The organism is Pseudomonas sp. NPDC087803, assembly GCF_044742995.1.
GTDB lineage: Bacteria > Pseudomonadota > Gammaproteobacteria > Pseudomonadales > Pseudomonadaceae > Aquipseudomonas.
The window spans coordinates 89,075-115,760 of record NZ_JBIUVO010000002.1 but is presented as its reverse complement, the minus strand read 5'-3'; the positions used below and the strand labels follow the sequence as shown (position 1 = coordinate 115,760).

General features: G+C 62.4%; 23 protein-coding genes. 14 read left to right on the top strand and 9 right to left on the bottom strand.

Annotation, left to right across the window (positions count from 1 at the left end):
- Nucleotides 1–73 precede the first annotated feature (73 nt).
- From ACIOUG_RS03635 to ACIOUG_RS03590, 10 genes are all read left to right on the top strand, one after another.
- On the top strand, nt 74–1,048 hold the full coding sequence (locus ACIOUG_RS03635; protein ID WP_401062584.1) for a hypothetical protein: 975 nt from the start codon (nt 74–76) through the stop codon (nt 1,046–1,048).
- A gap of 16 nt (nt 1,049–1,064) precedes the next feature.
- On the top strand, nt 1,065–2,045 hold the full coding sequence (locus ACIOUG_RS03630) for an AAA family ATPase (RefSeq protein ID WP_401062583.1): 981 nt from the start codon (nt 1,065–1,067) through the stop codon (nt 2,043–2,045).
- The gene (locus tag ACIOUG_RS03625) at nt 2,042–2,977 is read left to right on the top strand and encodes a DUF58 domain-containing protein (protein ID WP_401062581.1); all 936 of its coding nucleotides are present in this window, start codon (nt 2,042–2,044) and stop codon (nt 2,975–2,977) included. Before ACIOUG_RS03630 ends, ACIOUG_RS03625 begins: the two co-directional genes overlap by 4 nt.
- Nucleotides 2,974–3,573, top strand: coding sequence for a DUF4381 domain-containing protein (locus tag ACIOUG_RS03620; RefSeq protein WP_401062579.1), 600 nt, complete (start codon nt 2,974–2,976; stop codon nt 3,571–3,573). The genes ACIOUG_RS03625 and ACIOUG_RS03620 overlap by 4 nt, the downstream gene beginning before the upstream one ends.
- Nucleotides 3,560–4,552, top strand: a complete 993-nt coding sequence (locus ACIOUG_RS03615; RefSeq protein WP_401062577.1) for a vWA domain-containing protein — start codon at nt 3,560–3,562, stop codon at nt 4,550–4,552. Before ACIOUG_RS03620 ends, ACIOUG_RS03615 begins: the two co-directional genes overlap by 14 nt.
- A gap of 1 nt (nt 4,553) precedes the next feature.
- A complete protein-coding gene (locus ACIOUG_RS03610) occupies nt 4,554–6,134 on the top strand; it encodes a VWA domain-containing protein (RefSeq protein ID WP_401062575.1) in 1,581 nt (526 codons plus the stop codon).
- Nucleotides 6,131–7,546, top strand: a complete 1,416-nt coding sequence (locus ACIOUG_RS03605; protein WP_401062573.1) for a hypothetical protein — start codon at nt 6,131–6,133, stop codon at nt 7,544–7,546. The genes ACIOUG_RS03610 and ACIOUG_RS03605 overlap by 4 nt, the downstream gene beginning before the upstream one ends.
- Nucleotides 7,543–8,565, top strand: coding sequence for an HAD family hydrolase (locus ACIOUG_RS03600; protein ID WP_401062571.1), 1,023 nt, complete (start codon nt 7,543–7,545; stop codon nt 8,563–8,565). The genes ACIOUG_RS03605 and ACIOUG_RS03600 overlap by 4 nt, the downstream gene beginning before the upstream one ends.
- A gap of 75 nt (nt 8,566–8,640) precedes the next feature.
- Nucleotides 8,641–10,230 (top strand): arylsulfatase, encoded by a 1,590-nt coding sequence (locus ACIOUG_RS03595; RefSeq protein WP_401062569.1) that lies wholly within the window; start codon nt 8,641–8,643, stop codon nt 10,228–10,230.
- Between the two features lie 210 nt (nt 10,231–10,440).
- Nucleotides 10,441–12,945: a fused MFS/spermidine synthase gene (locus tag ACIOUG_RS03590; protein ID WP_401062567.1), complete on the top strand. Its 2,505-nt coding sequence runs from the start codon at nt 10,441–10,443 to the stop codon at nt 12,943–12,945.
- A gap of 105 nt (nt 12,946–13,050) precedes the next feature.
- Here the strand turns inward: ACIOUG_RS03590 and ACIOUG_RS03585 are convergent, their stop codons facing one another.
- Entirely contained in the window at nt 13,051–13,725 is a 675-nt protein-coding gene (locus ACIOUG_RS03585) for a DUF3313 domain-containing protein (protein WP_401062565.1), read from the bottom strand.
- Between the two features lie 216 nt (nt 13,726–13,941).
- Between ACIOUG_RS03585 and ACIOUG_RS03580 the strand changes: the two genes are divergently transcribed.
- Nucleotides 13,942–16,302: a tetratricopeptide repeat protein gene (locus ACIOUG_RS03580; protein WP_401062563.1), complete on the top strand. Its 2,361-nt coding sequence runs from the start codon at nt 13,942–13,944 to the stop codon at nt 16,300–16,302.
- Nucleotides 16,303–16,455: 153 nt separating this feature from the next.
- On the opposite strand, the gene ACIOUG_RS03575 is transcribed toward ACIOUG_RS03580, so the two are convergent.
- From ACIOUG_RS03575 to ACIOUG_RS03565, 3 genes are all read right to left on the bottom strand, one after another.
- The gene (locus ACIOUG_RS03575; RefSeq protein WP_401062561.1) at nt 16,456–17,430 is read right to left on the bottom strand and encodes a hypothetical protein; all 975 of its coding nucleotides are present in this window, start codon (nt 17,428–17,430) and stop codon (nt 16,456–16,458) included.
- A 305-nt stretch (nt 17,431–17,735) separates the two neighbouring features.
- Nucleotides 17,736–18,215: a DUF934 domain-containing protein gene (locus ACIOUG_RS03570; RefSeq protein ID WP_401062559.1), complete on the bottom strand. Its 480-nt coding sequence runs from the start codon at nt 18,213–18,215 to the stop codon at nt 17,736–17,738.
- Nucleotides 18,212–19,885 carry a nitrite/sulfite reductase gene (locus ACIOUG_RS03565; protein WP_401062558.1) on the bottom strand — a complete coding sequence of 558 codons (1,674 nt, stop codon included), beginning with the start codon at nt 19,883–19,885 and terminating at the stop codon, nt 18,212–18,214. Before ACIOUG_RS03565 ends, ACIOUG_RS03570 begins: the two co-directional genes overlap by 4 nt.
- 348 nt (nt 19,886–20,233) lie before the next feature.
- Here ACIOUG_RS03565 and ccoN point away from each other — a divergent pair, with 348 nt between their 5' ends.
- The gene (gene ccoN / locus ACIOUG_RS03560) at nt 20,234–21,661 is read left to right on the top strand and encodes a cbb3-type cytochrome c oxidase subunit I (protein ID WP_401062556.1); all 1,428 of its coding nucleotides are present in this window, start codon (nt 20,234–20,236) and stop codon (nt 21,659–21,661) included.
- Nucleotides 21,662–21,679: 18 nt separating this feature from the next.
- On the top strand, nt 21,680–21,898 hold the full coding sequence (locus tag ACIOUG_RS03555) for a hypothetical protein (RefSeq protein WP_047294138.1): 219 nt from the start codon (nt 21,680–21,682) through the stop codon (nt 21,896–21,898).
- A 113-nt stretch (nt 21,899–22,011) separates the two neighbouring features.
- Here ACIOUG_RS03555 and ACIOUG_RS03550 read toward each other — a convergent pair whose 3' ends face one another.
- Entirely contained in the window at nt 22,012–22,503 is a 492-nt protein-coding gene (locus tag ACIOUG_RS03550; protein WP_166497014.1) for a hypothetical protein, read from the bottom strand.
- Between the two features lie 204 nt (nt 22,504–22,707).
- Between ACIOUG_RS03550 and ACIOUG_RS03545 the strand changes: the two genes are divergently transcribed.
- Nucleotides 22,708–23,400, top strand: a complete 693-nt coding sequence (locus ACIOUG_RS03545) for an aspartate/glutamate racemase family protein (protein ID WP_401062553.1) — start codon at nt 22,708–22,710, stop codon at nt 23,398–23,400.
- Nucleotides 23,401–23,428: 28 nt separating this feature from the next.
- Here the strand turns inward: ACIOUG_RS03545 and ACIOUG_RS03540 are convergent, their stop codons facing one another.
- From ACIOUG_RS03540 to ACIOUG_RS03525, 4 genes are all read right to left on the bottom strand, one after another.
- Nucleotides 23,429–23,938 carry a GNAT family N-acetyltransferase gene (locus ACIOUG_RS03540; RefSeq protein ID WP_401062552.1) on the bottom strand — a complete coding sequence of 170 codons (510 nt, stop codon included), beginning with the start codon at nt 23,936–23,938 and terminating at the stop codon, nt 23,429–23,431.
- A gap of 170 nt (nt 23,939–24,108) precedes the next feature.
- Nucleotides 24,109–25,089, bottom strand: coding sequence for a LysR family transcriptional regulator (locus tag ACIOUG_RS03535; protein WP_401062550.1), 981 nt, complete (start codon nt 25,087–25,089; stop codon nt 24,109–24,111).
- A 161-nt stretch (nt 25,090–25,250) separates the two neighbouring features.
- Nucleotides 25,251–26,198, bottom strand: a complete 948-nt coding sequence (locus ACIOUG_RS03530) for a peptidylprolyl isomerase (RefSeq protein WP_401062548.1) — start codon at nt 26,196–26,198, stop codon at nt 25,251–25,253.
- The gene (locus ACIOUG_RS03525) at nt 26,195–26,665 is read right to left on the bottom strand and encodes a YbjN domain-containing protein (RefSeq protein ID WP_401062546.1); all 471 of its coding nucleotides are present in this window, start codon (nt 26,663–26,665) and stop codon (nt 26,195–26,197) included. Before ACIOUG_RS03525 ends, ACIOUG_RS03530 begins: the two co-directional genes overlap by 4 nt.
- Nucleotides 26,666–26,686 lie beyond the last annotated feature (21 nt).

Here is a 26,686-nt window from a genome sequence, read left to right as displayed (position 1 = left end):
CCTGAATGCCTTGGTCAACAGTAGCTTGGCATGCGGCCTGCTTTTCAGCGGCCTGGCCTATGCAGCGGGAGATTTGCCGACCCTTGGCAAAGCACCGCCGGCAACCGTCCGGAAGGGCGACCCCGAAACCTGCCAGCGCCTGCAACAAGACTTCGACATCGACCTGAAAAAAGTCGTCGCCGCCGGGTGCGATCCCTCCACCGAACAGATCGCCAAACTGATGGACAACCCGGTCGGCAACCTGGTGCTGCTGTTCAATCAGTACGACTACACCGCACTCAAGGGCCCGCACAGCAACGGCACGCGGATGCTCGGCAAGTACAGCTTCATGCCGACCTTCCCGATCTCCATCGGCGAAGACTGGAACCTGATCAACCGCCTGCCGGTGAGCTACGTCAGCGCCCCGGTCAACCGCAAGGCCGGCAACCTGATCGGCATGGGACCGAACGAATTGCTGCACGATCGCGGCGATTTCGCTTCGGTGATCCAGGATCCGTTCGACCGTACCAGCGGTTTCGGTGACCTGGCCTACGTCGGCGTGTTCTCGCCCAAGGAGCCGATCCGCTTCGATGGCGGCGGCAAAATGGTCTGGGGACTCGGTCCGACGGCGATGTTTCCCACCGCCGAACACGACGTGCTCGGCACCGGCAAATATTCCCTCGGCCCGGCGTTTGTCGCGGCGTATCTGGGCCCCGACTGGACCCTCGGGGTGTTCCCGCAGCACTGGTGGTCGGTGGCCGGTGACAGCAAGCGCAAGGACGTCAGCCTGACCAACGTGCAGTACTTCATCCAGCGGGCGCTTCCGGGGCCAGAGCAATGGCGGATCGGCATGACCCCCAACATCACGGTGAACTGGAAGGCCGAAGGCGGCAACAAAGTCACCTTCCCCATCGGCCTCGGCGCCGGGCGGATCTTCAACTTCGGCAAATTGCCGGTGCGCATTTCCGGGGAAATCCAGTACTCGGCGATTCACCCTGACGACCTGATCAGTAGCCGCTGGAATTTCCGGCTGTCGTTCATCCCGGTCATTCCGACGTTCATGTTTTGAGAAGGAAGCACAAGCCATGACAGCACTCACCGACCTCAATGCCCTGCAAGCCAGCATCGCTGAAGCCGTGCTCGGTCAGGATCAGGTCATTCGGCAGATCCTCCTCGGTCTGCTGGCCAACGGGCATTTGCTGCTGGAAAGTCTGCCGGGGCTGGCCAAGACGCGCACGGTCAAGGCGCTGGCCACACACCTGGACGCGAAGATGAGCCGCATCCAGTTCACCCCCGACCTGCTGCCCTCGGACATCACCGGTGCCGAAGTGCTGCATCAGGTCGCCGGGCAAAACGAGATCCGCTTCCAGCAAGGCCCGCTGTTCGGCAATCTGATCCTCGCCGACGAGATCAACCGCGCCCCGGCCAAGGTCCAGGCGGCGCTGCTGGAAGCCATGGAAGAACGGCAGATTACCGTGGCCGGCACCCGTCACGTGCTGCCGGAGCTGTTCATTGTGGTCGCCACACAGAACCCGATCGAACAGGAAGGCACCTATCCGCTGCCGGAAGCGCAGATGGACCGGTTCCTGATGAAGGTATTGCTGGATTACCCCAGTGCCGACAACGAAAGCCAGGTGCTGCGCCTGTTGCGCGCCGAAGAGTTTGCCCAGGGTGCGAACACCGCGCCGAGCAAGGGCTTCAGCCTGTCACAGGCAGTGATCTTCGCCGCGCGCAAGGAGGTCAGCGCGGTGCATGTGTCGCCGGCCATCGACCGCTACCTGATCGACCTGATCAACGCCACTCGCCACCCGGCCGATTACGACGCAGACCTCGGACGCTGGATCAGCAACGGCGCCAGCCCCCGTGGCGGCATCGGTCTGGACCGTTGCGCCCGTGCCGATGCGTGGTTGCAGGGCCAGGATTTCGTCTCGCCGGACAACGTGCGCGCCGTGGTCCATCCGGTGCTGCGTCATCGTCTGCAATTGAGCTACGACGCGGTGGCGGATGGCGTGACTGCCGATCAGGTGCTCGACCGTTTGCTGGATAAAGTGGCGATTCCGGCATGAACACGGAGGGTCTGGTCTACGTGTCTCTGGCGCAATTGATGGCGCTGGAGTTCAAGGCCCGTGACCTGAGTTTTCTGGCGCGCCAGCCCCACGGCAGCATCCTCGCCGGCAACCATGCCTCGCGCCTGCGTGGCCGTGGCTTGAACTTCGATGAGTTGCGCCGCTACCAGCCGGGTGATGATTTGCGCCAACTCGACTGGCGCGCCTCGTTGCGCACCGGCAAACCGGTGGTGCGCACCTTCACCGAAGAACGCGACCGCCCGGCGCTGATCGTGGTCGATCAGCGCATGTCGATGTTCTTCGGCTCGCAACGCAGTTTCAAATCCGCCCTCGCCGCCGAGCTTGCGGCGCTGGCCGCGTGGATGGTGTTCAACGCCGGTGACCGGGTCGGTGGACTGGTATTCAACGATCAGCGCATCGACTGCATCGCACCGTTGCGCAGCCGCAAGCGGGTCGAGGCTCTGCTCAGCCGCGTGGCGCAACAGAATCAGGCGCTGAACGCAGCCAACCCCGACGCCGAGGACGAGGATCAACTGGACAAGGCGTTGCAGCGCTGCCTCGCACTGGCCGGGCATGACCATTTGATCTGCATCGTCAGCGACTTCGCTGGCGCCGGTGAACGTACGTTGCAGTTGATGCGGCAACTGCGCGCGCACAACGACGTGATCGCCCTGCAAGTCTACGATCCACTGGCCCTGAAACTGCCGAGCGATGGCCGACTGCTGATCACCCAAGGCCAACTGCAGGTGGAACTGGCTGTCGAGAAACGCAGCGTGCACCAGCCATTGGGCGACTATCTCGGTGGCCGGCTCAAGGACGTCGCCACCCTGCTGCGCCGCAGTCAGGTGCCGTTGATGATGTTCAGCACCGCCGAAGAGGCCCACGCGCAATTGCGTGCCGAACTTGGCAAATCTGCCGGCCCACAGCGATGAAGCCGAATATCCCCGATATCAGCCAGCTCAAGGAGCTGAGCCTGCCGGCGCCGGTCAGTTATGCGCCACAGACCTGGGGTTGGTGGCTGTTGCTCGTGCTATTGGTTGTGTTGGCGTTGATTGTTGGCGTGCGCCGTTTTCGGCAATGGCGTAGAGATCAGTATCGGCGTGAAGCGCTGGTGCGATTGGCGCAGTTGCGTGGGCGCAGTGATGACCTCAATGCCCTGCGCGAGCTGCCCGAACTGCTCAAACGCGTGGCCCTTTCGATGCCGACCCAAGCCCGGAATTGGAACACAACCCCTGTGGGAGCGGGCTTGCTCGCGAAGGCGTCGGCACATCCAACATTGATGGCGCCTGACACAGCGCTTTCGCGAGCAAGCCCGCTCCCACAGGGGCCGGCGGCGCTGGGGAGAGATGAGTGGCAAGCCTTTCTGCAGCAGCACTGCAAAACCAGTCTGCCCTATGACTTCAGCGCACAACTCGCGCAACTCGCCTACGCCCCCGATGCCACCCTGCGCGCCCTCCCCGCCGATCAGCGCCAGGCGCTGTTCGACACCTGCCAATACTGGGTGGAGCGTCATCATGTGGCAGCTTGATTACCCGTGGCTGTTGCTCCTGCTGCCGCTGCCGTGGCTGGCCTACCGTTACCTGCCGGCGTATCAGGAAGCGCGCAGCGCCGTGCGCGTGCCGTTTTTCGGCGCCATGAGCCGCGCGGTCGGTGAGGCACCGAGCCGGGTCGGCAATCGTCAGAACCACTGGCAACTGCTGCTGAACCTGCTGGTCTGGGCGCTTATTCTGCTCGCCGCCGCGCGCCCGGTGTTCGTCGAAAAACCCATCGAACGCCAACAGCCTGTGCGCGACCTGATGCTCGCCATCGACATCTCGCAGTCGATGGAAACCGAAGACTTCACCAACGCCAGCGGCCAGAAAATCAATCGTCTGGCCGCCGTCAAACAAGTGGTGCAAGGCTTCATCGACAAGCGCAAGGACGACCGCATCGGTCTGATCGTATTCGGCAGCGGTGCCTATCCGCAGGCGCCGCTGACCCTCGATCACGCCAGCCTTGCGCTGTTGCTGGCCGACACCGGCATCGGCATGGCCGGGCCGAACACCGCCATCGGCGATGCCATCGGTTTGAGCCTGAAGTTGCTCGACCAGGCCCACGAACAACAAAAGGTGCTGATCCTGCTCACCGACGGCAACGACACCAGCAGCGCGATCACTCCCGATCACGCCGCTGAAATGGCCGCCAACAAGGGCGTGGTGATTCACACCATCGGCATTGGCGACCCGACCGCCTCAGGCGAAGCTCAGGTCAATCTGCACGGGCTGCAACAAATCGCCCAGACCACCGGCGGGCAGTTCTTTCGCGCCGAAGACCGCACGGCGCTGGATCAGGTCTACAGCACCCTCGACCGCCTCACCCCGCATCAAGTGCAGACTTTCAGCCATCAGCCGCAGCGCGAGCTGTTCTACTGGCCGCTGGGCACCGCACTGGCGCTGTTGGCGTTGTATCACCTCGGTGCCCTGCTGCGCCCGCGCCTGACGCTTGCGCGCCAGCGGCAGGAGGCCTGAGATGCAGATCAATTTCAGTGACCTGCATTTTCTGCGCCCGCTGTGGCTGCTGCTCGCGCTGTTCGCCGCGCTGCTGCCGCTGCTCTGGCGGCGCAGCCGCGACCTGCAGCGCCGGCTGCGCAGCAACATCGCCGAACACTTGCTGCCGCACCTGCTGGTCACCCCGCAGGATCACCAGCGTCTGCGTCCGGTGCATTGGCTGTGCGCGGTGTTGGTACTCGGCGCCATCGCCGCCGCCGGGCCGACCTGGGAGCAGGATCGCCCGGACTTTCTGCAGAACCGCGCGCCGCTGATCGTCGCCGTGGACCTGTCGCCGTCGATGGACGCCAGCGACGTAGCACCGACGCGCCTGGAAGCGGTCAAATACAAACTGCACGAGCTGATCCAGCGTCGCGCCGGCGCGCGCACCGCGCTGATCGCCTATGCCGGCAGCGCGCACCTGGTGTTGCCGCCGACCGACGATCCGGCGTTGCTCGACACCTTCATTCAGGCGCTGGGCAGCGGACTGATCGACAAACCGGGCAAGGACGTTGGCGCAGTGATCGAACAGGCCAGACGCCTGCTCAGTGCCGAGCAAACGCCGGGCAGCCTGCTGCTGATCACCGACGGCGCTGACACTGCGCAACTCGATGGCCTCGACCAGCGCCTGAAAGGCAGCCAATTGCAGGTGCTGGTACTGGCGGTCGGCAACGAGGATGGCGGGGTGATTCAGGGCGCCAACGGCCAGCCGGCAGTCGACAGCAACGGGCGCCCGCTGCTCGGCCGTTTCGATCCGGCGGCACTCAAGCAATTGGCCGCCGCTGTCGACGCGCCGCTGGGCAGTCTCACCCTCGACGACGATGATCTGGCCTGGATCGAATTGCACGCCCAGCAACACTTCCAGACTGCCAGCGCCGAACAGCAGCAATTGCACTGGAAAGATGCCGGTTACTGGCTGTGCTGGCCTCTTCTATTGTTGGCGCTGTTCGGTGTACGCAAGGGCTGCAGCGTCAACTGGCTGCCGGCGCTGCTGTTGGCGGCAGGCCTTGGCTGGCCGGCCGCACCGGCACAGGCCGGTGCACTGACCGACGCGTTTTTCACCCGCGATCAGCAAGGACGCTGGGCTGTCGAACATGAGCATTGGCCGCAAGCGGCGGCGCTGTTTGTCGATCCGTACTGGAAAGGCGTGGCGGCCTATCACGCAGCGGACTACGACCTCGCACTGGCGACCTTTGCCCGATTGGACACGGCGCAAGCGTGGTTCTACCTGGGCAATATTTACGTGCGGCGCTTCAAGTTCGATCAGGCGATTGCCGCTTATAACCAGGCTTTGCAGCGGCAACCGCAGTTTCCTGAAGCCACGGCCAATCTGGCGCTGGCGCAAGCCTTGCTCAAGGACACCGACAGCGCCGAAAAGAACGCCCCCGAAATCAAACCGGACGAAGTGAAATTCGACAAGGCACCGGGCAAGGGCCAGAGCAAAAAGGTCGAGAGCGAACAGGCAGCGTCCGATGCGTTGTGGTTACAAAACCTGACCACCTCGCCGGCGAAGTTTCTCAAGCAGAAGTTCAGTTTGCAGGATCAATCGGGGGCCAGACCATGAACCGGGTTGCGGCCATCGCGAGCAGGCTCACTCCTACAGGGGATTTGTGTGCGCCGAAAATCTTCTGTAGGAGTGAGCCTGCTCGCGATGGCGCCCGCCTGATCACCGCAACCCTGCTGACCCTGCTTACCAGTTGCCTGTTCACAATCCACGCCTCTGCCGCCGAACCCCAACTCAAGATCCAGGCCCACCTGCAACCCGCCGAAGGCGCGATGGTCGGCGGCCTGCTCGAACTGCAAGTCGACGTGCTCACCGACACCTGGTTCACCAGCGCCGCCACCCTGCCCGAGCTGAAACTCGACGGCGCGCTGGTAACGCCGCCCGACGGCCAGGCCCAACACCTGAATCAGACCATCGACGGGCAGTCCTTCAGCGGCCTGCGCTACAGCTACCTCATCACCCCGAATGTCGCGCGCAGCTTCAACATTCCGCCGTTGACGGTCAGTGCGACACCGGGTCAGGCCACCACAGCACTCAGCGCACAGAGCCAGCCCCTGCAGTTCAGCGCCACCCAGCCTCCGGGGTTCAACCCCGGGGAAACGCCGCTGGTGGCCAGCGGTCTGCGCTTCAGCCAACGCCTGATCAACTCGGCAACCCCGTTGAAAACCGGCGACAGCATCACCCGCCAACTGACTCTGCAGGCCGATGGCGCATTGGCCATGGCCCTGCCGGTTCCGCCATTCGCTGCTGTAACCGGCCTGAGCCAGTATGTGAAGACGCCGCAAGTCACCCGCCTCGATGACGGTCGCGGCAATGTTCTCGGGGGGCAGCGGATCGACACCGTCAGCTACCGCATCGACACGGCTGGCACCTATACCCTGCCTGCCATCGCGGTGAAATGGTGGGATGTCACCACCCGCCAGACCCGCACCGCGCAGGTGCCGGCCGTGACCTTCGAGGCCGTGGCCAACAGCGCCTACAAACCGGTGTTTTCGATCAGCGAAGATCTCCAGCAGCTCGGCCGTAACAACCAGCACATTTCCACGCGCTGGCTGCTGTGGCTGGCGTTGCTCGCCGTGTGCATTGGCGTCGGTTATTGGCTGCGGCCGGCCCTGTTGCGCACCCGGCGCCAATGGCAGGCGCGCAAGCACGCGCGGCAGTTGGCCTGGGAGCAATCGGCCGACTTCGCCTGGCAGCAGATCAACCCGCAATTGCAGGCTCGACCGGCACAATTGAGCGCGCTGTATCTGTGGCTGCGCCGCAGTCGGCGGGGGCTGCGACTGGTGAATGCCGGTCCACGCCTGCAAGGACTGTTGCGCGGTCTTTATGGTCGTCAGCCCGCGGCCCAAGAAACCCTCGTTCAACTGCGCCAATCGTTGACTACGCTTCACCGTCAGGCCGAACAACAGCAGGCGAAACCGCCTGCGGCCCTGCGCCCGCTCAACCCCGTTGATGAAAAGGAATGCCCATGACCCACCTGCCGCCGCGGCGCCAACGTCTCAGCCTTGCGCTGCTGTTCGCGCTGGCAATGCCACTGCTAGCCCAGGCCAGCGAACCCCTGCCGTCATGGAATGACGGCCCGGCGAAACACAACATCATCGCGTTCGTGCAGGCGGTCACTGACCAGAACAGCAAGGACTTCGTCAAACCCGCCGAGCGCATCGCCGTATTCGATAACGACGGCACCCTGTGGAGCGAGCAGCCGATGTATTTCGAGCTGCTGTTCGCCCTCGACGAGGTCAAGCGCAATGCGCCGCAGCACCCGGAATGGAAAACCACCCAGCCCTTCAAAGCGGTGCTGGAAAACGACCACAAGGCACTGGCCGCTGCCGGCATGGACGGCATCATCAAGATCTTCGGTGCCACCCACACCGGCATGACCACCGAGGCTTTCGACGACTACGCCAAAACCTGGCTGAGTCAGGCGCGGCATCCGAAAACCGGCAAACCCTACACCGAAATGATCTTCCAGCCGATGCTGGAAATGCTCGACTACCTGCGCAGTCAGGACTTCAAGACCTACATCGTTTCCGGCGGCGACACCGCGTTCATGCGCGCCTTCGCCGAGAAGGTCTACGGTATTCCGCCGGAACAGGTGATCGGCACCACATTCGTCACCGCGTTCCAGTTCAAGGACGGCCAGGCCTCGATCCTGCGCACGGCGAAACTGGCGCACAACGATGATGGCCCAGGCAAACCGGAGAGCATTGATGCGGTGATCGGCAAACGACCGATCCTCGCGTTCGGCAACTCCGACGGCGACCTGCAAATGCTGCAGTGGACCGCCGCAGGCACCGGCAAGCGCTTCATGGGGCTGGTGCATCACACCGACGCCAGGCGCGAGTGGGCCTATGACCGCAAATCCGATATCGGGCGGCTCGACAAAGCTCTCGACGAAGCGAATTCCCGTGGCTGGACCGTGGTGGACATGGCGACCGAATGGCGCCGGATCTACCCGTTCGATCCACCGGCAACCGAGCAGGTGCAATAAGAAAAAGCGTGACGCAGGACCGCAGTAAACGTAAGTCGCAGCAAGCGACACCCCCGCGCAAAAGGAGCAAGTCAGATGACTCGCATACGCAAGTGGCTACCGAAACTCGCCCTGGTGGCAACCTCGGTGATGGCGCTGTCGGCAACTGCCACAGCGGCTGAGAAACCCAACATTCTGGTGATCTTCGGAGACGATATCGGCCAGACCAACATCAGCGCCTATTCCATGGGCGTGGTGGGCTACAAGACCCCGAACATCGACCGGATTGCCAAAGAAGGCATGATGTTCACCGACTATTACGCGGAGAACAGCTGCACCGCCGGGCGATCCTCATTCATCACCGGGCAGACGCCTCTGCGTACGGGGCTGTCGAAAGTCGGCATTCCAGGGGCACCGGTCGGCCTGCAAAAACGCGACATCACCATCGCCCAGGCGCTCAAGGGCCTGGGCTATGCCACCGGGCAATTCGGCAAGAACCACCTCGGTGACCGCGATGAATACCTGCCGACCAACCATGGTTTCGACGAGTTCTTCGGCAACCTGTATCACCTCAACGCCGAAGAAGAGCCGGAGCGTCCGTACTGGCCGAAAGACGATGCCGAATTCGTCAAGGCCAACACCCCGCGCGGGGTGATCCACAGCTTCGCCGACGGCAAGATCGAAGACACCGGTGCCTTGACCACCAAGCGCATGGAAACCATCGACGACGAAACCACCGCCGCCGCACAAGCGTTCATCGAGAAACAGGCCAAGGCCGACAAGCCGTTCTTCGTCTGGATGAACACCACCCGCATGCACGTGTTCACCCATGTGCGTGATTCGATGAAGGGCCAGAGCGGCATGCCCGGCAACGAGTATGCGGACGGTATGCTCGAGCACGACGCCGACGTCGGCAAACTGCTGAAGACCATCGACGACCTGAAAATCGCCGACAACACCATCGTCGTCTACACCACCGACAACGGGCCGAACCAGTTCTCCTGGCCGGACGCGGCGACCACACCGTTCCGCAACGAGAAGAACTCCAACTGGGAAGGTGCGTACCGGGTGCCGGCGATTGTCCGCTGGCCGGGCAAGATCAAGGCCGGCGAAGTCTCCAACGAGATGTTCTCGGGCATGGACTGGTTCCCGACCCTGCTTGCCGCCGCCGGTGACGCCGACGTCAAAGACAAACTGCTCAAGGGCTGGGCGCCGACTTCCGGCGGTACCAGTTTCAAGGTGCACCTGGACGGCTACAACCAACTGCCGTACCTGACCGGCCAGCAGCCCAAAGGCGAGCGCAAAGAGTTCTACTACTTCAACGACGACGGCATGCTGGTCTCGATGCGCTTCGACAATTGGAAAGTGGTGTTCTGCGAACAGCGCCAGCCGGGTGGTTTCCGGGTCTGGAGCGAACCGTTCGTGTGCCTGCGCGTGCCGAAGATCCTCAACCTGCGGATGGACCCGTATGAGCGGGCGGACGTGGTGTCAGACCAGTTCTATGACTGGAACACCAAGAACGTCTATCTGGCAGGTGTCGCGGTGACCAAGTCGGCGCAGTTCCTGCAGACCTTCATCGAGTACCCGCCAAGCCAGAAACCGGCCAGCTTCAGCATCGACCAGATCCGTGCTGCGGTGGACGCGAAAATCGCTGAAAAAATCAAAGCGGCTCCGGCTGCACAGTAAGACCGTTGAACTGCCGCCCGCCCTCAGCGGCGGGCGGCGCTGTTTTTCACCTGAGACCGCGTCGGCCCCAATCGCTGGCAAGCCAGCTCCCACAGGTATTTCTGTCGACCACAACATGAGTGTTCACTGAAAATCCCTGTGGGAGCTGGCTTGCCAGCGATGAGGCCCGCACCGTCAAAGATATTGTGTGATTTGAACAAGGTCCCCCGCATGTCCTCACGTATCGCCAGCAAGCCGTCGGCCATACCCACCGCGCAAGCCGCCACCCCGGCGCTGCTGATCCCCGCCCTGCTGCTGTGCATCTCCGGCGCCGCCGCGTTGGTGTATCAGGTGCTGTGGATCAAGCAGTTGTCGCTGGTGGTCGGCGTCGAGGTCTATGCCATCACCACCGGCATCAGCGCATTTTTCGCCGGGCTGGCCATCGGTGGCTGGCTGTTCGGACGTTGGGCCGATCGCGTGCAGCAGCCAGTGTTGCTCTACGCCGGGCTGGAAGTGCTGGTGGCGATTCTTGGGGTTGGCGCCACGGTTGGCATGAGCCTGGCGGCCAGCCCGTTTGCCTGGCTGCAAGGTCAGGTCGGCATGCTCGCCTGGTGGTTGCCGTTCGCGCTGGTGGGGATTCCGGCGGTGTTGATGGGCGGCACGCTGCCGGTATTGGTGCGCTCGCTGGCGGCCGATCCGGGCAAGGCCGGCGGTCAGCTGTATGCGGCCAATACTCTGGGCGCGATTGTCGGCACCCTGCTCGCCGCGTTCGTGCTGATCGCCACCCTTGGCGTGCGCGGCAGTGCATTGTTTGCCGCGATGCTCAATCTGCTGGCCGCGGCCGGTGCGCTGTGGTTGCAGCGTCAGCATCCAGCGCCGGTTGTGGCGCCAGTCAAACATCACACCGAGAAGGCCGCGGACCGCACCGCGTTGTGGCTGTACTCCATCGCTGGGGGTGTGGCGCTGGGGTATGAAGTGGTCTGGTCGCAGTCGATCGTGCAATTCATGAGCACCCGCACCTACGCGTTTGCCGTGGTGCTCGCGACGTACCTGACCGGGCTGTTCGTCGGCAGCGCCGTGCTCGCCCGTCGCGTCGAGCGCATTCGTGATCCGTGGGGCGTGTTCGGTCTGTTGATTGCCGGTGCCGGGCTGATCGCGCTGCTGGAAATCGCCCTGCTCGGGCGCTGGCTGGTGTTGGCCCAAAGTCAGGCCGAGAGCTGGCTGCTGGCCCTGGGCGCGAGTGAGCTGGCGGGCATGAGCGCACGGTTTGCGGTGGCGGCGTTGAGCATCGTGTTCGTGCCGACGCTGCTGCTCGGCGCGGCGTTTCCGCTGGCGCTGCGCTTGAGCGTGGGTCATGAGCGGGTCGGTCGCGACGTCGGTGCGGTGGTCGCGTTCAACACGTTGGGCGGGATCGTCGGGGTGATGCTCTGCGGCTTTCTGCTGATCCCGCTGCTGGGACTGGTGCGCACGCTGGGCTTGCTGGCGATCATCGCTGCCGGCATCGGCTACGTGGCCGTGCGCAAGGGTCATCACGTCAAAAAAGGTCGGCGTCAGGCCGTGGTCGCGCTGGGGCTGGTGTCGATCGCGCTCGCCGTGCTGACTCCGATGGACAAACTCGCCAGCCTGCTGCCCGGTGCGCGCAACGGTACGTTGACGTTCTACGAAGAAGGCCGTGGCGGTACCGTGGCGGTGGTCGCTCAGGGTCGCGGGGAAAACACCTTCCACCGCTTGTACATTCAAGGCGTTTCCAACACCGGAGATGCCATGCCATCGCTGCGCTACATGCGCATCCAGGCGCTGCTGCCGCTGCTGATCCACAACGGCGAACCACGTTCGACGCTGGTCATCGGCTTCGGCACCGGGATTACTGCCGGCGCCCTGCTGCGCTATCCGGGGCTGGAACATCGAGTGGTCGCCGAGTTGCTGCCGTCAGTGGTCAAGGCTGCGCCCCTGTTCAAGGGCAACTTCAATGCCGCGAGCGATCCCGGCGTCGATGTGCGTCTGCGCGATGGCCGTCAGGAACTGTTGCGCAGCCCGCAGAGCTACGACCTGATCACCCTCGAACCGCCACCGCCGTCGGCGGCCGGCGTGGTCAATCTGTACTCGCGAGACTTCTATCAGTTGGCCGCCAGTCGCCTTGAGCAACAAGGTATCGTCGCGCAATGGCTGCCGCTGCCGACCCAGAACATCGACGATTCGCGCTCACTGGTGCGCAGCTTCCTTGACGTGTTTCCGTACGCTTCGCTGTGGACCAGCGAGTTCCACGAGATGCTGCTGGTCGGTTCGCTACAACCGATGGAACTGGACGCGGCGAAAATCACCGAGCGCTTCCAGCAGGCCAGCGTTCGCAGCACCTTGCAGGATGTCGGGATTGGCTCGGCGCCCGCGTTGCTCGCAACCTGGGTCACCGACCGCGCAGGCCTTGAGCGCTTCGCCGCAGACGCGTCGGCAGTAACTGACGATCAGCCCCGGATTGAATACGCGCCGTGGGTGCGCAGCAAGGAGATAACCAAAGTGCTGCCGGCGCTATTGGACCTGTATGTGCCGCCGCCACTGGTCAATGCCGATGCCGGGTTCAATGAACGAATGGAAGCGCACCGCCAGCGCCTGATGCAGTTCTATCGCGCCAGCCTGCATGCCTATGACGGCGATCGGGATGCTTGGGGGCGGGATATGCGTGAAGTGATGCGTTGGGATGGCGGCAACCCGTACTTCCGTTGGTTTACCGGGCAGTAATGCTGCCCTTTGTAGGAGCTGCCGCAGGCTGCGATCTCTTGATCTTGATGTTTAAAACAAAATCAAAAGATCGCAGCCTTCGGCAGCTCCTACAGGGACCCGGGGTTATTTGCTGGACTTGAGCTTCAGATACATCTGATGCATGTCATTCGCCCAGCCATCAATCACCGGTTTGACGTCGGTGGCCTTCATCGCCTGCGTGTCATTTTCCAATGGTTTGCCGGTGCCTTTGCGCACCACTTGCGCCACGACCTTGTTGCTGCCGCCGTCGAGGAACACGGCTTCGGTGGCCAGGGTGGTTTCCTGATCGCGGATACCGCTGGCGGTGCTGACCGCTGCCGCCACCAGCGCCACCGGGATCACTTCATACGCGTGCAGGCCTTCGGTCTTGCTGCTCACGGCGGTGATCGCCGCCCGCACCACAATCACTCCCGGGCCGGGGCCGTTGGCCAACGGCAGATCCTTGCTGATTTCACGCTTGAGCGCCTGATCGTAGTAAGCGGTGATGCCGTTGAGGGTCTGTTGGGAAATCTTCGCGGTCGGTTGTGGCTTTGGATAGAGCTGGGTCGGTTCGACGTACACGCTGGTGAACTTGCTGATATCGACCTTCGGATCAATCCAGCGCATCACTTCTGCACCGGAAGGCGATTTGGCCTCCCTGAGTTGGCTGTAGTCCTTGAGAAAGCCGGAATACTCATCGGGAGCGACGGTTTTGCTGGAGCAACCCACCACGCCAAGGGTGGCGATACAGAGGGTGCCCATCATTACTGCTAGCTTCATGCTGTAACTCCTGTCAGAAGGCCTGAATCTATTGCGTAGGGAGGAGTTACAGGTATAGCTAAAACCCCGGCGATTGCGATTGAAAAATCACAAAATTCACACAGCACCGGGCACTGCTTCACAACCGTCAATTGACAGATGCCGGGCATCCGGCAAAGCTGCATCGAGCTTGAACGCACGCCAGCAGGCAAATGCACCTGGACCATGGAAGTCGTAATGCCCAAGCATAAAAATAAAGCCGTACAGCCTGATCCTGATTCGTCCCGACCGACCCTTTCACGTTACTTGTTTCCCGTCACTATCGGCGTGCTGCTGGCCGCTGTGGCGGGCATCGGCTGGTTTCTGTTCAGCCCCGCGCCCGCACCGTCCAAGGCTCCGCCGATCAGTGCGGCGACACCCGTGATCGCCAAGCCACAACCGGTGGCGCAGAAGCCCGCAACCATGGTCGATGAGCAACAATGCCAGGGCTGCCACACTGAGCAGGTCAAGGACTGGCAAGGCTCGCATCACCAATTGGCGATGCAGGCAGCCAATGGCGAAACCCTGCTCGGCGACTTCAACAACATCACCTTCAAGGCCGAGAACGAGACCACCCGTTTCTCGCGCAAGGGCGACGAATTCTGGGTCAATACCCCGGGTATCGACGGCAAGAACGCCGACTTCAAAGTCGCCTACACCTTCGGCATCGCACCGTTGCAGCAATACCTGATCGAGGTCGGTGAAGGTCGTTTGCAGGCGCTCGGCGTGGCCTGGGATACCGAGAAACATCGCTGGTTTCACCTCTACCCCGGCCAGGGCGTGAACTTCAAGAATCCGCTGCACTGGAGCAAGCCCAGCCAGAACGCCAACTTCATGTGCGTCGAGTGCCACACCACCGGTTTCAAGCGCAACTTCGATGCAGCCAGCAACACGTTCAACAGCCAATGGAACAGCCTCGGCATCGGCTGTCAGGCCTGCCACGGTCCGGCGTCGAATCACCTGGAATGGGCGCAGAAAAAAGACGACCTGATCCACAAGGGTTTCGCTGTCGACCTCAAGGACAAGAACGCCACCGTTGAAATCGAAACCTGTGCCCGTTGCCATGCACGCCGGGCGCCGCTGGGCGATGGCTACACCGTCGGCAAACGGCTGATGGACGATTATCTGCCGAGCACCCTGACCCGCGAACTGTATGCACTGGACGGCAAGATCAAGGATGAAGTGTTCGAGCACGGCTCGTTCCTGCAAAGCAAGATGTTCGACAAGGGTGTGCGTTGCAGCAATTGCCACAATCCACACAGCACCGAACTGAAGGCGCCGGGCAACGCCGTGTGCCTGCAATGCCACAACACGGCGGGCAAGACGTCGGTCACCGGCGTCGACGGCAAGGGCCTGCAAGCGAAGAACTACGACTCCAGCGAACACACCCGCCATACCATGGGCCAGCCGGGCTCGCAGTGCGTGGATTGCCACATGCCCGGCAAGTTCTACATGGGCAACGACTTCCGCCATGACCACAGCTTCAGCATCCCCAATCCGGAACGCGCGCAGAAACTCGGTACGCCCGACGCGTGCCTGAACTGCCACCAGGGCAAGGCCGGCGACAAGGTCAGCGCGCAGTTCAAGTTGTGGAATGCCTCCGCCTCGACACCGCAGGCACCGCGCTATGACGAGAGCCTGTGGCTGGTCCGCAACGGCCAGCCGGGCGCGGCGGACGCCTTGCATGAGCAGTTGCAGCGCAGCGATCTGCCGGCGATTCAGCGGGCGACGCTGCTCGCCGAACTACCGCTGTACCCGAGCGATCAATCGCTGAAACTGGCGACCCGGGATCTGCAGAATCCGGCGCCGCAGGTTCGTGAAAGTGCAGTCCGGGCAATCAGCGCTTTCCTGCCGCCCGCCGAGCGCGCGTCGTTGCTGACGCCACTGCTTGGCGATCCGGTGAAAGCCGTGCGCATCGTCACGGCGCGGGACCTGCTCAGCGTCGCGCGCAATAACGGCCTCGGCGCGGCTCAGGCCAATTGGGACGCAGCGATTGCCGAGTATGAGGCGGTGCAGAAAAGCCTCGCCGAACGGGCCGAGGCCAACCTGAATCTGGCGATGCTGTATCAGGCCAGCGGCCGCGCTGCCGAGGTCGAAGGGTTGCTGCGCACCGCACTCAAACGCGATCCGGATTTCTACCCGGCGCTGGTGACACTGGTGCAATGGCTGGAGGCCAATGGCCGAGGTCAGGAAGCGCAGAGCCTGCTGGACGACAGCCTCAAGGCGCACCCGGAGGCTGCGTTGTTGCAGCACACCCGTGGCCTGTCATTGATCCGCGCCGGCAAGACTGCAGCAGCGATGAGCGCCCTGCACCAAGCCGCGCGACTGGAACCACAGAACGCGCAGTACGGTTACGTGCTGGCGGTGGCGTTGCACGACAGTGGCAAGGTGACCGAGGCGTGTGATGAGCTGGAGCGCTTGCTCAAGGTGCAACCGGCGAACCGCAATGCGCGACTGTCGCTGATCCAGTACTACCTGGAGAACGGCCAGGAGCCGAAGGCGCAGGTGCTGTTGCAGGGCTGGAAGAAGATGAACATGGGTGATCCGGCGCTGAAGTGACCCTGAATACCTGTGGCGAGGGAGCTTGCTCCCGCTGGGTGGCGCAGCCACCCCAAAAACAGACATTGCGATTTATCTGGCTGACTCATCATGTCTGCTGGGGAGTGCTGCGCACTCCAGCGGGAGCAAGCTCCCTCGCCACAAAATCTGCGCTTACCAGGACGACGTAGCCCCACTCTTCAACGCCATCTCGCGGCGGCTATTGGCGCGCATCGCCTTGATCAGCGACACCGAGCCCACCAGCAGAATCGCTGCACCGAACAGGAAGTCGATGTTGTACAGCTGAAAGTCCTGCACCGGCCCCACCAGCAGCACCCGCACCACGGCAATCGCCACCAGCGTGGCAAGGAAGTCGATCCCCGGCTCGTCGCGATAGAACACGTGCAGCAACGGCAGGCACAGCACCAGCAGGAACAACAGCACCACAACCTTGAACGAGCCTTTGCGCTCGACGCTGAACGCGCATTCATGCGGGCCGTAGGCTTTGTAGTCCTCGTCGCGGATCATCGAGTTTTTCTCGTTGATGTACTCGACGCGGTTGTACTTCTGGATCGGCGTGAAGGTGTTCGACAGGTCCATCAGGGTGGTGATGTTCTTGAAGCGCAGGTCGATGCGCTCGCTGCCCTTGAGGTAATACAGCACCGGTTTGTAGCCGTAGCGATAGGTGTCGAACGGAAAGTCGGTGACCTTGCCCTGGACGCCGATCGGCCGTGGCTCAAGCTCGGCGTAGGCACTTTTGGTCGGCGACGCGAGGTTGCGGCTCAGCGGCTGGACCTTGACCTGTTCGAGGAAGATCGGCGTGACGCCGTACGACCACTGCAACGGTTCCAGGCGCAGACGCAGTTCGTTGCGGCCCAGATCGTAGCGATTGAAGGTGCGTTCGGAAACCACCAGCGAGCCACTGAGCATGAACTCGCCGCGCAGGTTGTTGGTGACGCGCAAGGTCAGTTGATCCTTGCCCAACAGCGCCGCTTCGGTGGACGGCGGCGCGCCGCACCACGCGGTGCTTTCACCAGCGCCGCCCAACTGGCCGTCGCGGTTTTCCTTGAACACATAAAAGTAACTGGCCCACAGCGTCAGCATCAAAAGCAACGCGGTGAGACCGAGGATTTTTTTACCCGCAGTCACAAAACAGACTCCCTTCTTCGTTCCGTCGTCCAGCCGAAAACCCGCTGGCGACGGGGACTCTACCAAAAGGCCAGCATCGACCCAAGGAAAAATCCGGGAATGGTGCGGGATGTAAGGGTTTCCCTTGCATGTCACTGCAAAACACCTGTCATGGCCGCCACACCCGATTGTGGCGAGGGGATTCATCCCCGATGGGCTGCGAAGCGGCCCCAAAATCTGACAGGATCGCATCCTCTTGCGGCTGCTACGCAACCGATCGGGGATAAATCCCCTCGCCACAGGGTCATCCGATTCAGATTCAGGATTCAGCGTCGACGGAACAAGGGCCGCGGCTCGATGACCGAGCGGCCGTACAGCACGCTCATGCCGGCCAAGCCCTTCAGGGCATCCTCGGCCGACTTGTCCTCGCGCACCGCAAAACTGTCGAACCCGCACTGACGCATATGGCTGAGTTGATCGCGCAACACATCGCCAATCGCCCGCAACTCGCCGGTCCAGCCGAACCGGCTGCGCAGCAGATACGCCTGACTGTAGGCGCGACCGTCGCGAAAGCTCGGGAAGTCCAGGGCAATCAGCGGCAGCGAAGCCAGCCACGGCACCACACTTTCGACTTCGTCGTCCGGTCCCAGCCACACCGCGTGGGTCGAGGGCGATTGCAGCCAGTGCGCCAGCGGCAGGATCAGCAGCCCCGCAGGCCTGCCCTGCTCCGGCTCGCGAATCAGCGTCCACGGATCATCCTCGATCATCCGTGCCACACCCTGCTCCAGCCGCAGCAGATTGTTCATGCCGACACCTCCAGCACTTTCGGGTAGACCCGTTCCTTGAACGGCTCCAGGCCAATGCGCGCCACAGTGTCGACAAACAACTCCTCGCTTTCGCGGTAACGCACAAAAGTGCCGATGATCCGTTCGATCACCTGCGGCACTTCGGTGGCGCTGAACGACGGGCCAATGACCTTGCCCAGGGCGCTGTTTTTGCCCTGCGCGCCGCCGAGGGTGATCTGGTACCACTCGCTGCCGTTTTTATCGACGCCGAGAATGCCGATATTGCCGATGTGGTGATGGCCGCAGGCGTTCATGCAGCCGGAGATGTTCAGGCTGATGTCGCCCAGATCGTGCAGGTAATCGAGGTTGTCGAAACGCGCCTGAATCGCCTGGGCGATCGGGATCGACTTGGCGTTGGCCAGCGCGCAGAAGTCGCCACCCGGGCAGGCGATGATGTCGGTCAGCAGGCCGACGTTGGCGCTGCCCAGATTGCGCTCGCAGGCCAGTTGCCAGAGTTGATACAGGTCAGACTTTCGAACATCGGGCAGGACAATGTTCTGCTCATGAGCAATGCGAATCTCGCCGAAACCGAAACGCTCCGACCAATCGGCCACCGCCAGCATTTGCAACCCGGTGACATCACCCGGCGGTGCGCTCAGACCCGGTTTGGTCGACAGCACCACGCTGGTGTAACCGGGTTTCTTGTGCGGCTGCACGTTACGCGCAACCCAGCGGGCGAACGCCGGGCTTTCGGCCAGACGCGTGCCGAAGTCCAAATCGGTGTCGGCCAGGGTGTGATAGATCGGCGGCACGAATGCCCGGGCGACCCGCTCATACTCGGCCTCGGTCAACTGCGCAGGGCCGTCCTTGAGGTGCTGCCACTCCTCTTCGACTTCCTTGGCGAACGCCTCGATGCCCAGCGCCTTGACCAGAATCTTGATCCGCGCCTTGTACTTGTTGTCGCGCCGGCCATGCCGGTTGTAGACCCGCAGTACCGCCTCGACGTAGGACAGCAGATGCTGCCACGGCAAACCTTCGCGGATCTGCAGACCGAGGATCGGCGTGCGCCCCAACCCGCCACCGACGATCACCCGCAGGAGCATTTGCCCGTCGCGCCCCGGGTAAAGATACAGGCCGATGTCATGCATCATGATCGCCGCACGATCCTGCTTCGCCGAGCAGATGGCGATCTTGAACTTGCGTGGCAGGAAGAGGAATTCCGGGTTGATCGTCGACCATTGCCGAAGGATTTCTGCCAGTGGGCGCGGGTCGATCATTTCATCCGCCGCGACCCCGGCGAAGGCTTCGGTGGTGATGTTGCGCACGCAGTTGCCGGAGGTCTGGATCGCATGCATGTTGACCTGCGCCAGGCGCTCGAGGATGTCCGGTACCTGCGCCAGCTCGATCCAGTTGAATTGCAGGTTCTGCCGCGTGGTGAAGTGGCCGTAGCCGCGATCATAATCAGCGGCGATGCTCGCCAGCGTGCGCATTTGTTCGGCACTCAGTGTCCCGTAGGGAATCGCCACCCGCAGCATGTAGGCGTGTTTCTGCATGTACAGGCCGTTTTGCAGGCGCAACGGCAGGAACTCTTCCTCGCTCAACTCTCCGGCCATGAAGCGCTCGACCTGATCGCGAAACTGCGCAACGCGCTCGAACACCAGTGCGCGGTCGTAATCGTCGTATTGATACATGCAGCGGCCACCCCATCAGAATTGTGCGCAATTCCTGTAGGAGTGAGCCTGCTCGCGATTGCGGTGTGTCAGGCAACTGATTTGTTGACTGACACACCGCAATCGCGAGCAGGCTCACTCCTACAGATTTTGCCAGCACTATGGACGAGCAGCGCAGCACGCAACAGATTCACCTGAAACGATAAAAACCGTATCAGGGCGCGGCAGAACGCCGCAGGCAGCACCTGAATCTGATCCGTACAAATGAAAGATTCCTGAGCCTGTTTTGTTTCCGGTGCTGTTCCTACAGTGCAGCTCGTGCCAGACCGGGTGGCCTGGCAAGACTTTGCAACCGTGGAAGAACTGACCATGAGCACAGCAACAATCGGACAGGCTTATAACTACAAGGTCGTCCGCCAATTCGTTATCGCGACGGTTTTCTGGGGTGTCGTCGGCATGGCGATGGGGGTATGGATCGCCTCGCAACTGGTGTGGCCGGACATGAACCTCGACCTGCCCTGGACCACCTTCGGCCGCTTGCGGCCACTGCACACCAGCCTGGTGATTTTCGGTTTCGCCGGCAGCGCGCAATTCGCCGCCAGTTACTACGCGGTGCAGCGCACCTGTCAGGTGCGGCTGTATTCGGACAAGCTTGCGGCCTTCACTTTCTGGGGCTGGCAATCGGTGATCGTGATCATGCTGATCACCCTGCCGCTGGGCTACACCACCACCAAGGAATACGCCGAGATCGAATTCTCCGGCGCAGTGTGGATGGCGGTGGTCTGGGTCGCGTACGCCATCGTGTTTTTCACCACGGTGGTGCAGCGCAAGACCAAACACATCTACGTCGGCAACTGGTTCTTCGGCGCGTTCATTCTGGTGATCGCCATGCTGCACGTGGTCAATCACCTGTCGATCCCGGTGGACTGGTTCAAATCCTATCCGGTGTATTCCGGGGCCACCGACGCCATGGTGCAGTGGTGGTACGGGCACAACGCGGTGGGTTTCTTCCTGACCACCGGGTTCCTCGGGATGATGTATTACTTCGTGCCGAAACAGGTTAATCGCCCGGTGTATTCGTACCGGTTGTCGATCGTGCATTTCTGGGCATTGATCACCCTGTACATCTGGGCCGGTCCGCACCACTTGCACTACACCGCGCTGCCGGACTGGGCGCAGTCGCTGGGCATGGCGATGTCGCTGATCCTGCTGGCACCGAGTTGGGGCGGGATGATCAACGGCATGATGACCTTGTCCGGTGCCTGGCATAAGTTGCGCACCGACCCGATCCTGCGCTTTCTGGTGCTGTCGCTGGCCTTCTACGGCATGTCGACCTTCGAAGGCCCGATGATGGCGATCAAGACCGTCAACGCCCTGTCCCACTACACCGACTGGACCATCGGCCACGTTCACGCCGGGGCACTGGGCTGGGTGGCAATGATCACCTTTGGCGCGACTTATCACATGGTGCCGAAAGTCTTTGGCCGCGAGCAGATGTACAGCACGCCGCTGATCAACCTGCACTTCTGGCTGGCGACCATCGGCACGGTGCTGTACATCGCCTCGATGTGGGTCAACGGCATCACTCAGGGCCTGATGTGGCGGGCGATCAACGAGGACGGCACGCTGACCTATTCCTTCGTCGAGGCGTTGCAGGCCAGTCATCCGGGCTTCATCGTGCGCTTTGCCGGCGGGGTGTTCTTCCTCAGCGGCATGCTGCTGATGGCCTACAACGTCTGGCGCACGGTGCGCGTTGCCGACGTGTCGCTGGCGCGCAGCCAGGCACAGATCGCCTGAGGCAGGGAGCCGAAGAGGATGGATATTTTCTTGAATGTGCTGGGCGTGGTGTTTCTGTGGCTGGCGGTGGAATACTGCCTGCGCCACCAGACGGCGGAAAGCCTCGACGACGCGAGCATGGTGCCGTTTGCCGATGACCCGGAGGTGGCACGGCGGGTCGAGTTGGCCACCGGGAAACCCGTGAAAGCAGTGGCGCCGGAAGAGGCGAAACCGGGCTGGATCAACCTCGATATGTAATCCCCCGTTCCCCTGTAGGAGCTGCCGCAGGCTGCGATCTTTTGATCTTGTTTTTAGAAAATCAAAGTCAAAAGATCGCAGCCTTCGGCAGCTCCTACAGGGGGCTTGGCGGGTCAGCTGCGGTCGCGGGGGATCAGGCTCTGCAACTGCTGCGCCAGAAAGTCCGCATCGAACACAAAGGTGTCCGGATCCTTCAGGCCATTGGTCTTGCGCCACTGCCACTCGCCGCTCGGCAGCCCCACCAGCGAAATGCTCCCGTAGCGCGCCGCCGTCAGGCCCATCACCGCCAGGGAAATCTGCCCGGCGCTGCCCATCACGTCCGGCACGAATTCCACCGGTTTGCCGGCAATCACGATGCTCAGTTTCTCGGTCTTGAAGGTCGAGGTTTCCACCGGTGTGCTCGGGCCGAACGCGACGTATGCCTCGCGACTGACCTCCAGCAGATTCGGTGCCTGCACCGGTTCCAGCCATTGCTGGATCTGGCCGAACAGCTCGGTGATGCGGCTGGCCCACGCCTGTGACTGGGTTTCGAACAGTTGCTTCTTGTGTGCTTCACTCTCGGCATAGTGACGAAGCATTTCGCCCAGTTGTTGTACGTCGTTCATCGGTACGTTCCTCGGGGAGAGCCTGCGATAGTCGATAGTGACAGATCGACGCGCCGGCGTACGTTAAACCTCGAAAGCCGGCACCGAGACACTTGGCAAAAGGATCAACGGTACAGTTGCTTTGTACTGGCATACGCCCGCGAACCGATGGACACTCGGCCCGGGCCCGACTTTTCGCAACGGGCCATCGTTCGAGGAATTTCAATGCGCACTATCGGCCTGATCGGCGGCATGAGCTGGGAGTCCAGCGCTGAATACTATCGTCTCATCAATCAACAGGTCCGCGACCGCCTCGGCCCGCTGCGCTCGGCGCAAATCCTGATGTGCAGCGTCGACTTCGGCCCGGTCGAACAGGCCCAGCACGCCGGGCGCTGGGACGATGCGGCGGCGATTCTGGTGGACGCCGCGCGCAGGCTCGAAGCCGGCGGCGCCGAATGCGTGGTGCTGTGTACCAACACCATGCACAAGGTCGCGGCGCAGATTCAGGCGGCGATCAGCATTCCGTTCCTGCACATTGCCGAACCGGCAGCGCAGGCGGCGTTGGATATTGAGGCGCACACGGTGGGCCTGCTCGGCACGGCTTTTACCATGGAGCAGGATTTTCTCAAGCAGCGTCTGATTGCCCAGGGTTTGACGGTACTGGTGCCGGACGACGCCGAGCGCAAGGAGGTGCACCGGATCATCTACGACGAACTGTGCGTCGGGGTGATCAGCGATGAGTCGCGCCAGATCTATCAACGGGTGATCGAAACGCTGACCGCGCGCGGCGCCCAGGCGATCATCCTCGGCTGCACGGAAATCGGTCTGCTGGTCAAACCCGAACACAGCGCCCTGCCCCTGCTCGACACCACCGAGCTGCATGCGCAGTCGGCGGTGGCGTTCGCCTTGGCCGACTGACTCCACGCTCACACAGGATTTTTTGAGCTTATCGACGACGCAGACGGGCCATGCTCAGGGTGTCGACCCATTGCCCGTCGCGCACGGCGTAGTCACGGAACAGGCCTTCGGTCTCGAAGCCGAACTTGCGATACAGGCTGATGGCCGGCTCGTTGTCGGCGTACACCGAGAGTTCGATCCGGTGCAGGTTCATCCAGTTGTCGGCGATGTCCAGCGCCGCCGCCAGCAGTTTCGACCCGACACCCTTGCCCTGCCATGCCACAGCGACGGCCATGCCGACGCTGCCAGCGTGGGCGCGGCGAATCCGTGAATAGTTTTCCAGCCCGAGATGACCGACCACCGCGCCCTGATGCAGCGCCACCAGCTTGACCATCCGCTCGTTCTCCGCCAGCAGCCGCTGCCGCCAAATGTCGGCGGACTGAAACGGCATCTGCAATACCTGGCGGGTCACGGCCGGATCGTTGTACAGCGCGGTAACGGCCTCGACGTGGGATTCGTTGAAGCGTTCGAGGGTGATGGCGGGGTTGTGGTCGGGCATGGTGGATCCTTCCTGGATCGGTGTGTGGCCAATGACTCTAAACCGCAAACACCGACGCATACAAGCTGTAGGAGCTGCCGAAGGCTGCGATCTTTTGATCTTGCTTCTTAAAATCAAAAGATCGCAGCCTGCGGCAGCTCCTACAGGGGTTGTGGGCAAAGGGGGTTGGCTCAGGTCTGGAACCACTCCTGGCGCTCATTGAAGGTGTGCCGGATCAACTCGACCAGGGTCTGCACTTCGGCGACGCCCAAAGACTCAGCGTTCACCGCCAGCCACGCCTGTAGCTGCATCGGCTCATCGAACAGCCCCGGCAACGCCACCAGCCCGCGGTCGAAACGACTCATGTACGCCGGCAACAAACCGATGCAGGCACTGCAGCGGATCATCTCCAGCATCAGCTCGTAAGACTGCATCTGCACCACGCCGGCCAGGCGCTGTTCGACCAAGTGATTCCACGGTCGGAAGCTGTCGATCTGCCGGTCGTGCTGCCATTGCACCAGCATGAAATCGCTGAGATCGTCGGCACTCGCCGGGCGCGCGGTGACGCGGGAATAGCGTTTGGCGATGTGCGGCAGGTAATCCAGACGCGCCAATGCCTGCGGCTGACTGGTGGCGAAGGTCGGGCCGGGGTTGGGGGTTTCGCCGTGGGCCAGCCACAGCACCACGTCGGCACTGACCGCGCGCAGCGACAGTTCACTGTCCAGCGCGATGATCTCAAGGCGCACGCTGGCATTGCGCCGCAGCAGCGCGATCAGGTCGCGACCGAGGATGTCATGCAGGATCGACTCGGCAACGGCCAGGCGGATCAGCGGCTGCTCGACCACCGGCAATTTGCGTTCGTGAGCCAGTGCCACCAGCTGCGCCTGCAACTGCTGCCCTTCACGGGTCAGGCTGAGGGCGCTGCCCTGAAAACTGAACAGCGAGTGCTGCAACGCCTGCTCGAGCTGCGCCAGTTGTTTGCGCAGCAAGGTCGAGCGCACGTTGAGACTGCGCGCGGCCTGCATGAAACAGCCACAGCGGGCGCTGACCAGAAAGTACTGCGCGACGTCGGCATCGATGCTCGCGGCTTGCGCCAGCCATGGCTCGCGCTCGCCCTGTGCCCAGCGATAGTCGGGGCTACCCTGTCGTCCTGCGGGTTCGGTGAATGACATCGATGACTCCCTGTCGATCTTTGTATTTTGGAAAACGCCACGGTTCTAATGTGGGAGCGGGCTTGCTCGCGAAGGGGCCATGCCAGCCAACTTGTTTGTTGAATGACCCACCGCTTTCGCGAGCAAGCCCGCTCCCACCCGGGATCTGCGGTGAATCACCATCAGCGTTTCTCTTCGAGGACCTTGTTCAGCTCAGCCCCATCAATACTCAAGGTCGCGGTGTTGAGCATCCCGTCCAGGTACGCCTGGGCAATCTGCTCCTGACGTTGCGCACGCAAGGCCTGGGTCAGTTGATCGCGCAGCTCGTCCAGAGTCGCGGTACGTGCCGGCTGCTGTTCGGTGAGTTTGAGCACATGGAAGCCAGCCGCACTCTGCACCGGATCGGACACCGCGCCCACCTTCAACTTCGCCACCGCGCCACGCACCTCCGGCACCAGTTGTTGTAACGGTTGCAGCCCGCTATCGCCACCGCGTTCGGCGGTCAGGCGATCCTGCGAATACTGAGTCGCCAGCGCGGCAAAATCCGCCGGTGTGCTCTGGGCCTTCTTGCTCAGCTCGGCCGCCTGTTTGCGCACGCTTTCCAGGCTCTGGGCATCCGGCACCGCGAGGAAAATCTGGCTGACCCGATACAACGGCGGCGACATCCAACTGGCCTTGCCGGCGTCATACGCCTGCTGCAATTCAGCCGCACTCGGGTAGTCCGCCGGCACCTGGCTGACCGAACGCAGATAATCGCGAAAGACGATCTGCTCGCTGGCCGCGCGGGTTTGCCGCAGCACGTCCGGACGCTGCGCCCAGCCCTGTGCGTCGGCCTGTTCCAGCACGGCTTTCTCTGCCAGACGCGTGCGAATCCAACGCTCCAGCGCTTCACGGTTGCCGCGCAATTGCTCGCGAGTCGCCGGCGGGACGGTTTCCAGCAGCGCCTGCAACTCCTGCGGCGTGACCTGCTGATTGCCCAACCGCGCGACCGCAGGCCCCGCAGCAACCGCCGCCATGGGCGACGATTGCTGGGCGGCAACCGGGTCAGCACCCGGTCGCAGCACCAGCGCCACGGCTACCACCAACAGCGCCACTGCCCCGGCGCCGATCACCATGGCCGGTTTTTTCACAGCGCGACTTCCTCTTGCTCAGCGACGGCGACTTTGGCTGTCGAGGCTTGCGCGGCCTGGCTGAAATCACGCAGGTAGACGATGAACTCCTGCAACAGGCGATCCCACAACTCCAGGTTGCCGCGCAGGTGATCGCTGCTCACACCAGCCGCCAGCACCACGTCCATTTCCATCACCAGAAACTCGCCCTGCAACGACAGACGCGCAAAACGCCGGGTGGCGTTCCACTGCTCGGCCACGCCCTGTGGCAACTCACCTTGCACCCGCAGCGCGCAGCTGAACGTGAAATCGACGTAGCTGCCCTGCTCCACCGCCGGGTTGCCGAAACGCACGGCATAACCGATGCCCTGACTGGCGCTGAGCAACTGCACGATGCCGTTCTGTTCGGTCTGGTTGACGCGATAACCGGCCGCTTGCAGGACTTCGGTCAACGATTGTGGGGATACATGGCTGATCAATTGAGTCATTACTTCTTCCTTGTTGGTAAA

What these genes read in the sequence shown, in the direction of transcription:
- ACIOUG_RS03540 (WP_401062552.1), bottom strand. Translation starts at nt 23,938, where the DNA reads ATGCCCGACCACAACCCCGCCATCACCCTCGAACGCTTCAACGAATCC.
- ACIOUG_RS03600 (WP_401062571.1), top strand. Translation starts at nt 7,543, where the DNA reads ATGACCCACCTGCCGCCGCGGCGCCAACGTCTCAGCCTTGCGCTGCTG.
- ACIOUG_RS03625 (WP_401062581.1), top strand. Translation starts at nt 2,042, where the DNA reads ATGAACACGGAGGGTCTGGTCTACGTGTCTCTGGCGCAATTGATGGCG.
- ACIOUG_RS03605 (WP_401062573.1), top strand. Translation starts at nt 6,131, where the DNA reads ATGAACCGGGTTGCGGCCATCGCGAGCAGGCTCACTCCTACAGGGGAT.
- ACIOUG_RS03585 (WP_401062565.1), bottom strand. Translation starts at nt 13,725, where the DNA reads ATGAAGCTAGCAGTAATGATGGGCACCCTCTGTATCGCCACCCTTGGC.
- ACIOUG_RS03570 (WP_401062559.1), bottom strand. Translation starts at nt 18,215, where the DNA reads ATGAACAATCTGCTGCGGCTGGAGCAGGGTGTGGCACGGATGATCGAG.
- ACIOUG_RS03610 (WP_401062575.1), top strand. Translation starts at nt 4,554, where the DNA reads ATGCAGATCAATTTCAGTGACCTGCATTTTCTGCGCCCGCTGTGGCTG.
- ACIOUG_RS03550 (WP_166497014.1), bottom strand. Translation starts at nt 22,503, where the DNA reads ATGAACGACGTACAACAACTGGGCGAAATGCTTCGTCACTATGCCGAG.
- ccoN (WP_401062556.1), top strand. Translation starts at nt 20,234, where the DNA reads ATGAGCACAGCAACAATCGGACAGGCTTATAACTACAAGGTCGTCCGC.
- ACIOUG_RS03525 (WP_401062546.1), bottom strand. Translation starts at nt 26,665, where the DNA reads ATGACTCAATTGATCAGCCATGTATCCCCACAATCGTTGACCGAAGTC.
- ACIOUG_RS03630 (WP_401062583.1), top strand. Translation starts at nt 1,065, where the DNA reads ATGACAGCACTCACCGACCTCAATGCCCTGCAAGCCAGCATCGCTGAA.
- ACIOUG_RS03580 (WP_401062563.1), top strand. Translation starts at nt 13,942, where the DNA reads ATGCCCAAGCATAAAAATAAAGCCGTACAGCCTGATCCTGATTCGTCC.
- ACIOUG_RS03565 (WP_401062558.1), bottom strand. Translation starts at nt 19,885, where the DNA reads ATGTATCAATACGACGATTACGACCGCGCACTGGTGTTCGAGCGCGTT.
- ACIOUG_RS03615 (WP_401062577.1), top strand. Translation starts at nt 3,560, where the DNA reads ATGTGGCAGCTTGATTACCCGTGGCTGTTGCTCCTGCTGCCGCTGCCG.
- ACIOUG_RS03590 (WP_401062567.1), top strand. Translation starts at nt 10,441, where the DNA reads ATGTCCTCACGTATCGCCAGCAAGCCGTCGGCCATACCCACCGCGCAA.
- ACIOUG_RS03555 (WP_047294138.1), top strand. Translation starts at nt 21,680, where the DNA reads ATGGATATTTTCTTGAATGTGCTGGGCGTGGTGTTTCTGTGGCTGGCG.
- ACIOUG_RS03545 (WP_401062553.1), top strand. Translation starts at nt 22,708, where the DNA reads ATGCGCACTATCGGCCTGATCGGCGGCATGAGCTGGGAGTCCAGCGCT.
- ACIOUG_RS03595 (WP_401062569.1), top strand. Translation starts at nt 8,641, where the DNA reads ATGACTCGCATACGCAAGTGGCTACCGAAACTCGCCCTGGTGGCAACC.
- ACIOUG_RS03535 (WP_401062550.1), bottom strand. Translation starts at nt 25,089, where the DNA reads ATGTCATTCACCGAACCCGCAGGACGACAGGGTAGCCCCGACTATCGC.
- ACIOUG_RS03620 (WP_401062579.1), top strand. Translation starts at nt 2,974, where the DNA reads ATGAAGCCGAATATCCCCGATATCAGCCAGCTCAAGGAGCTGAGCCTG.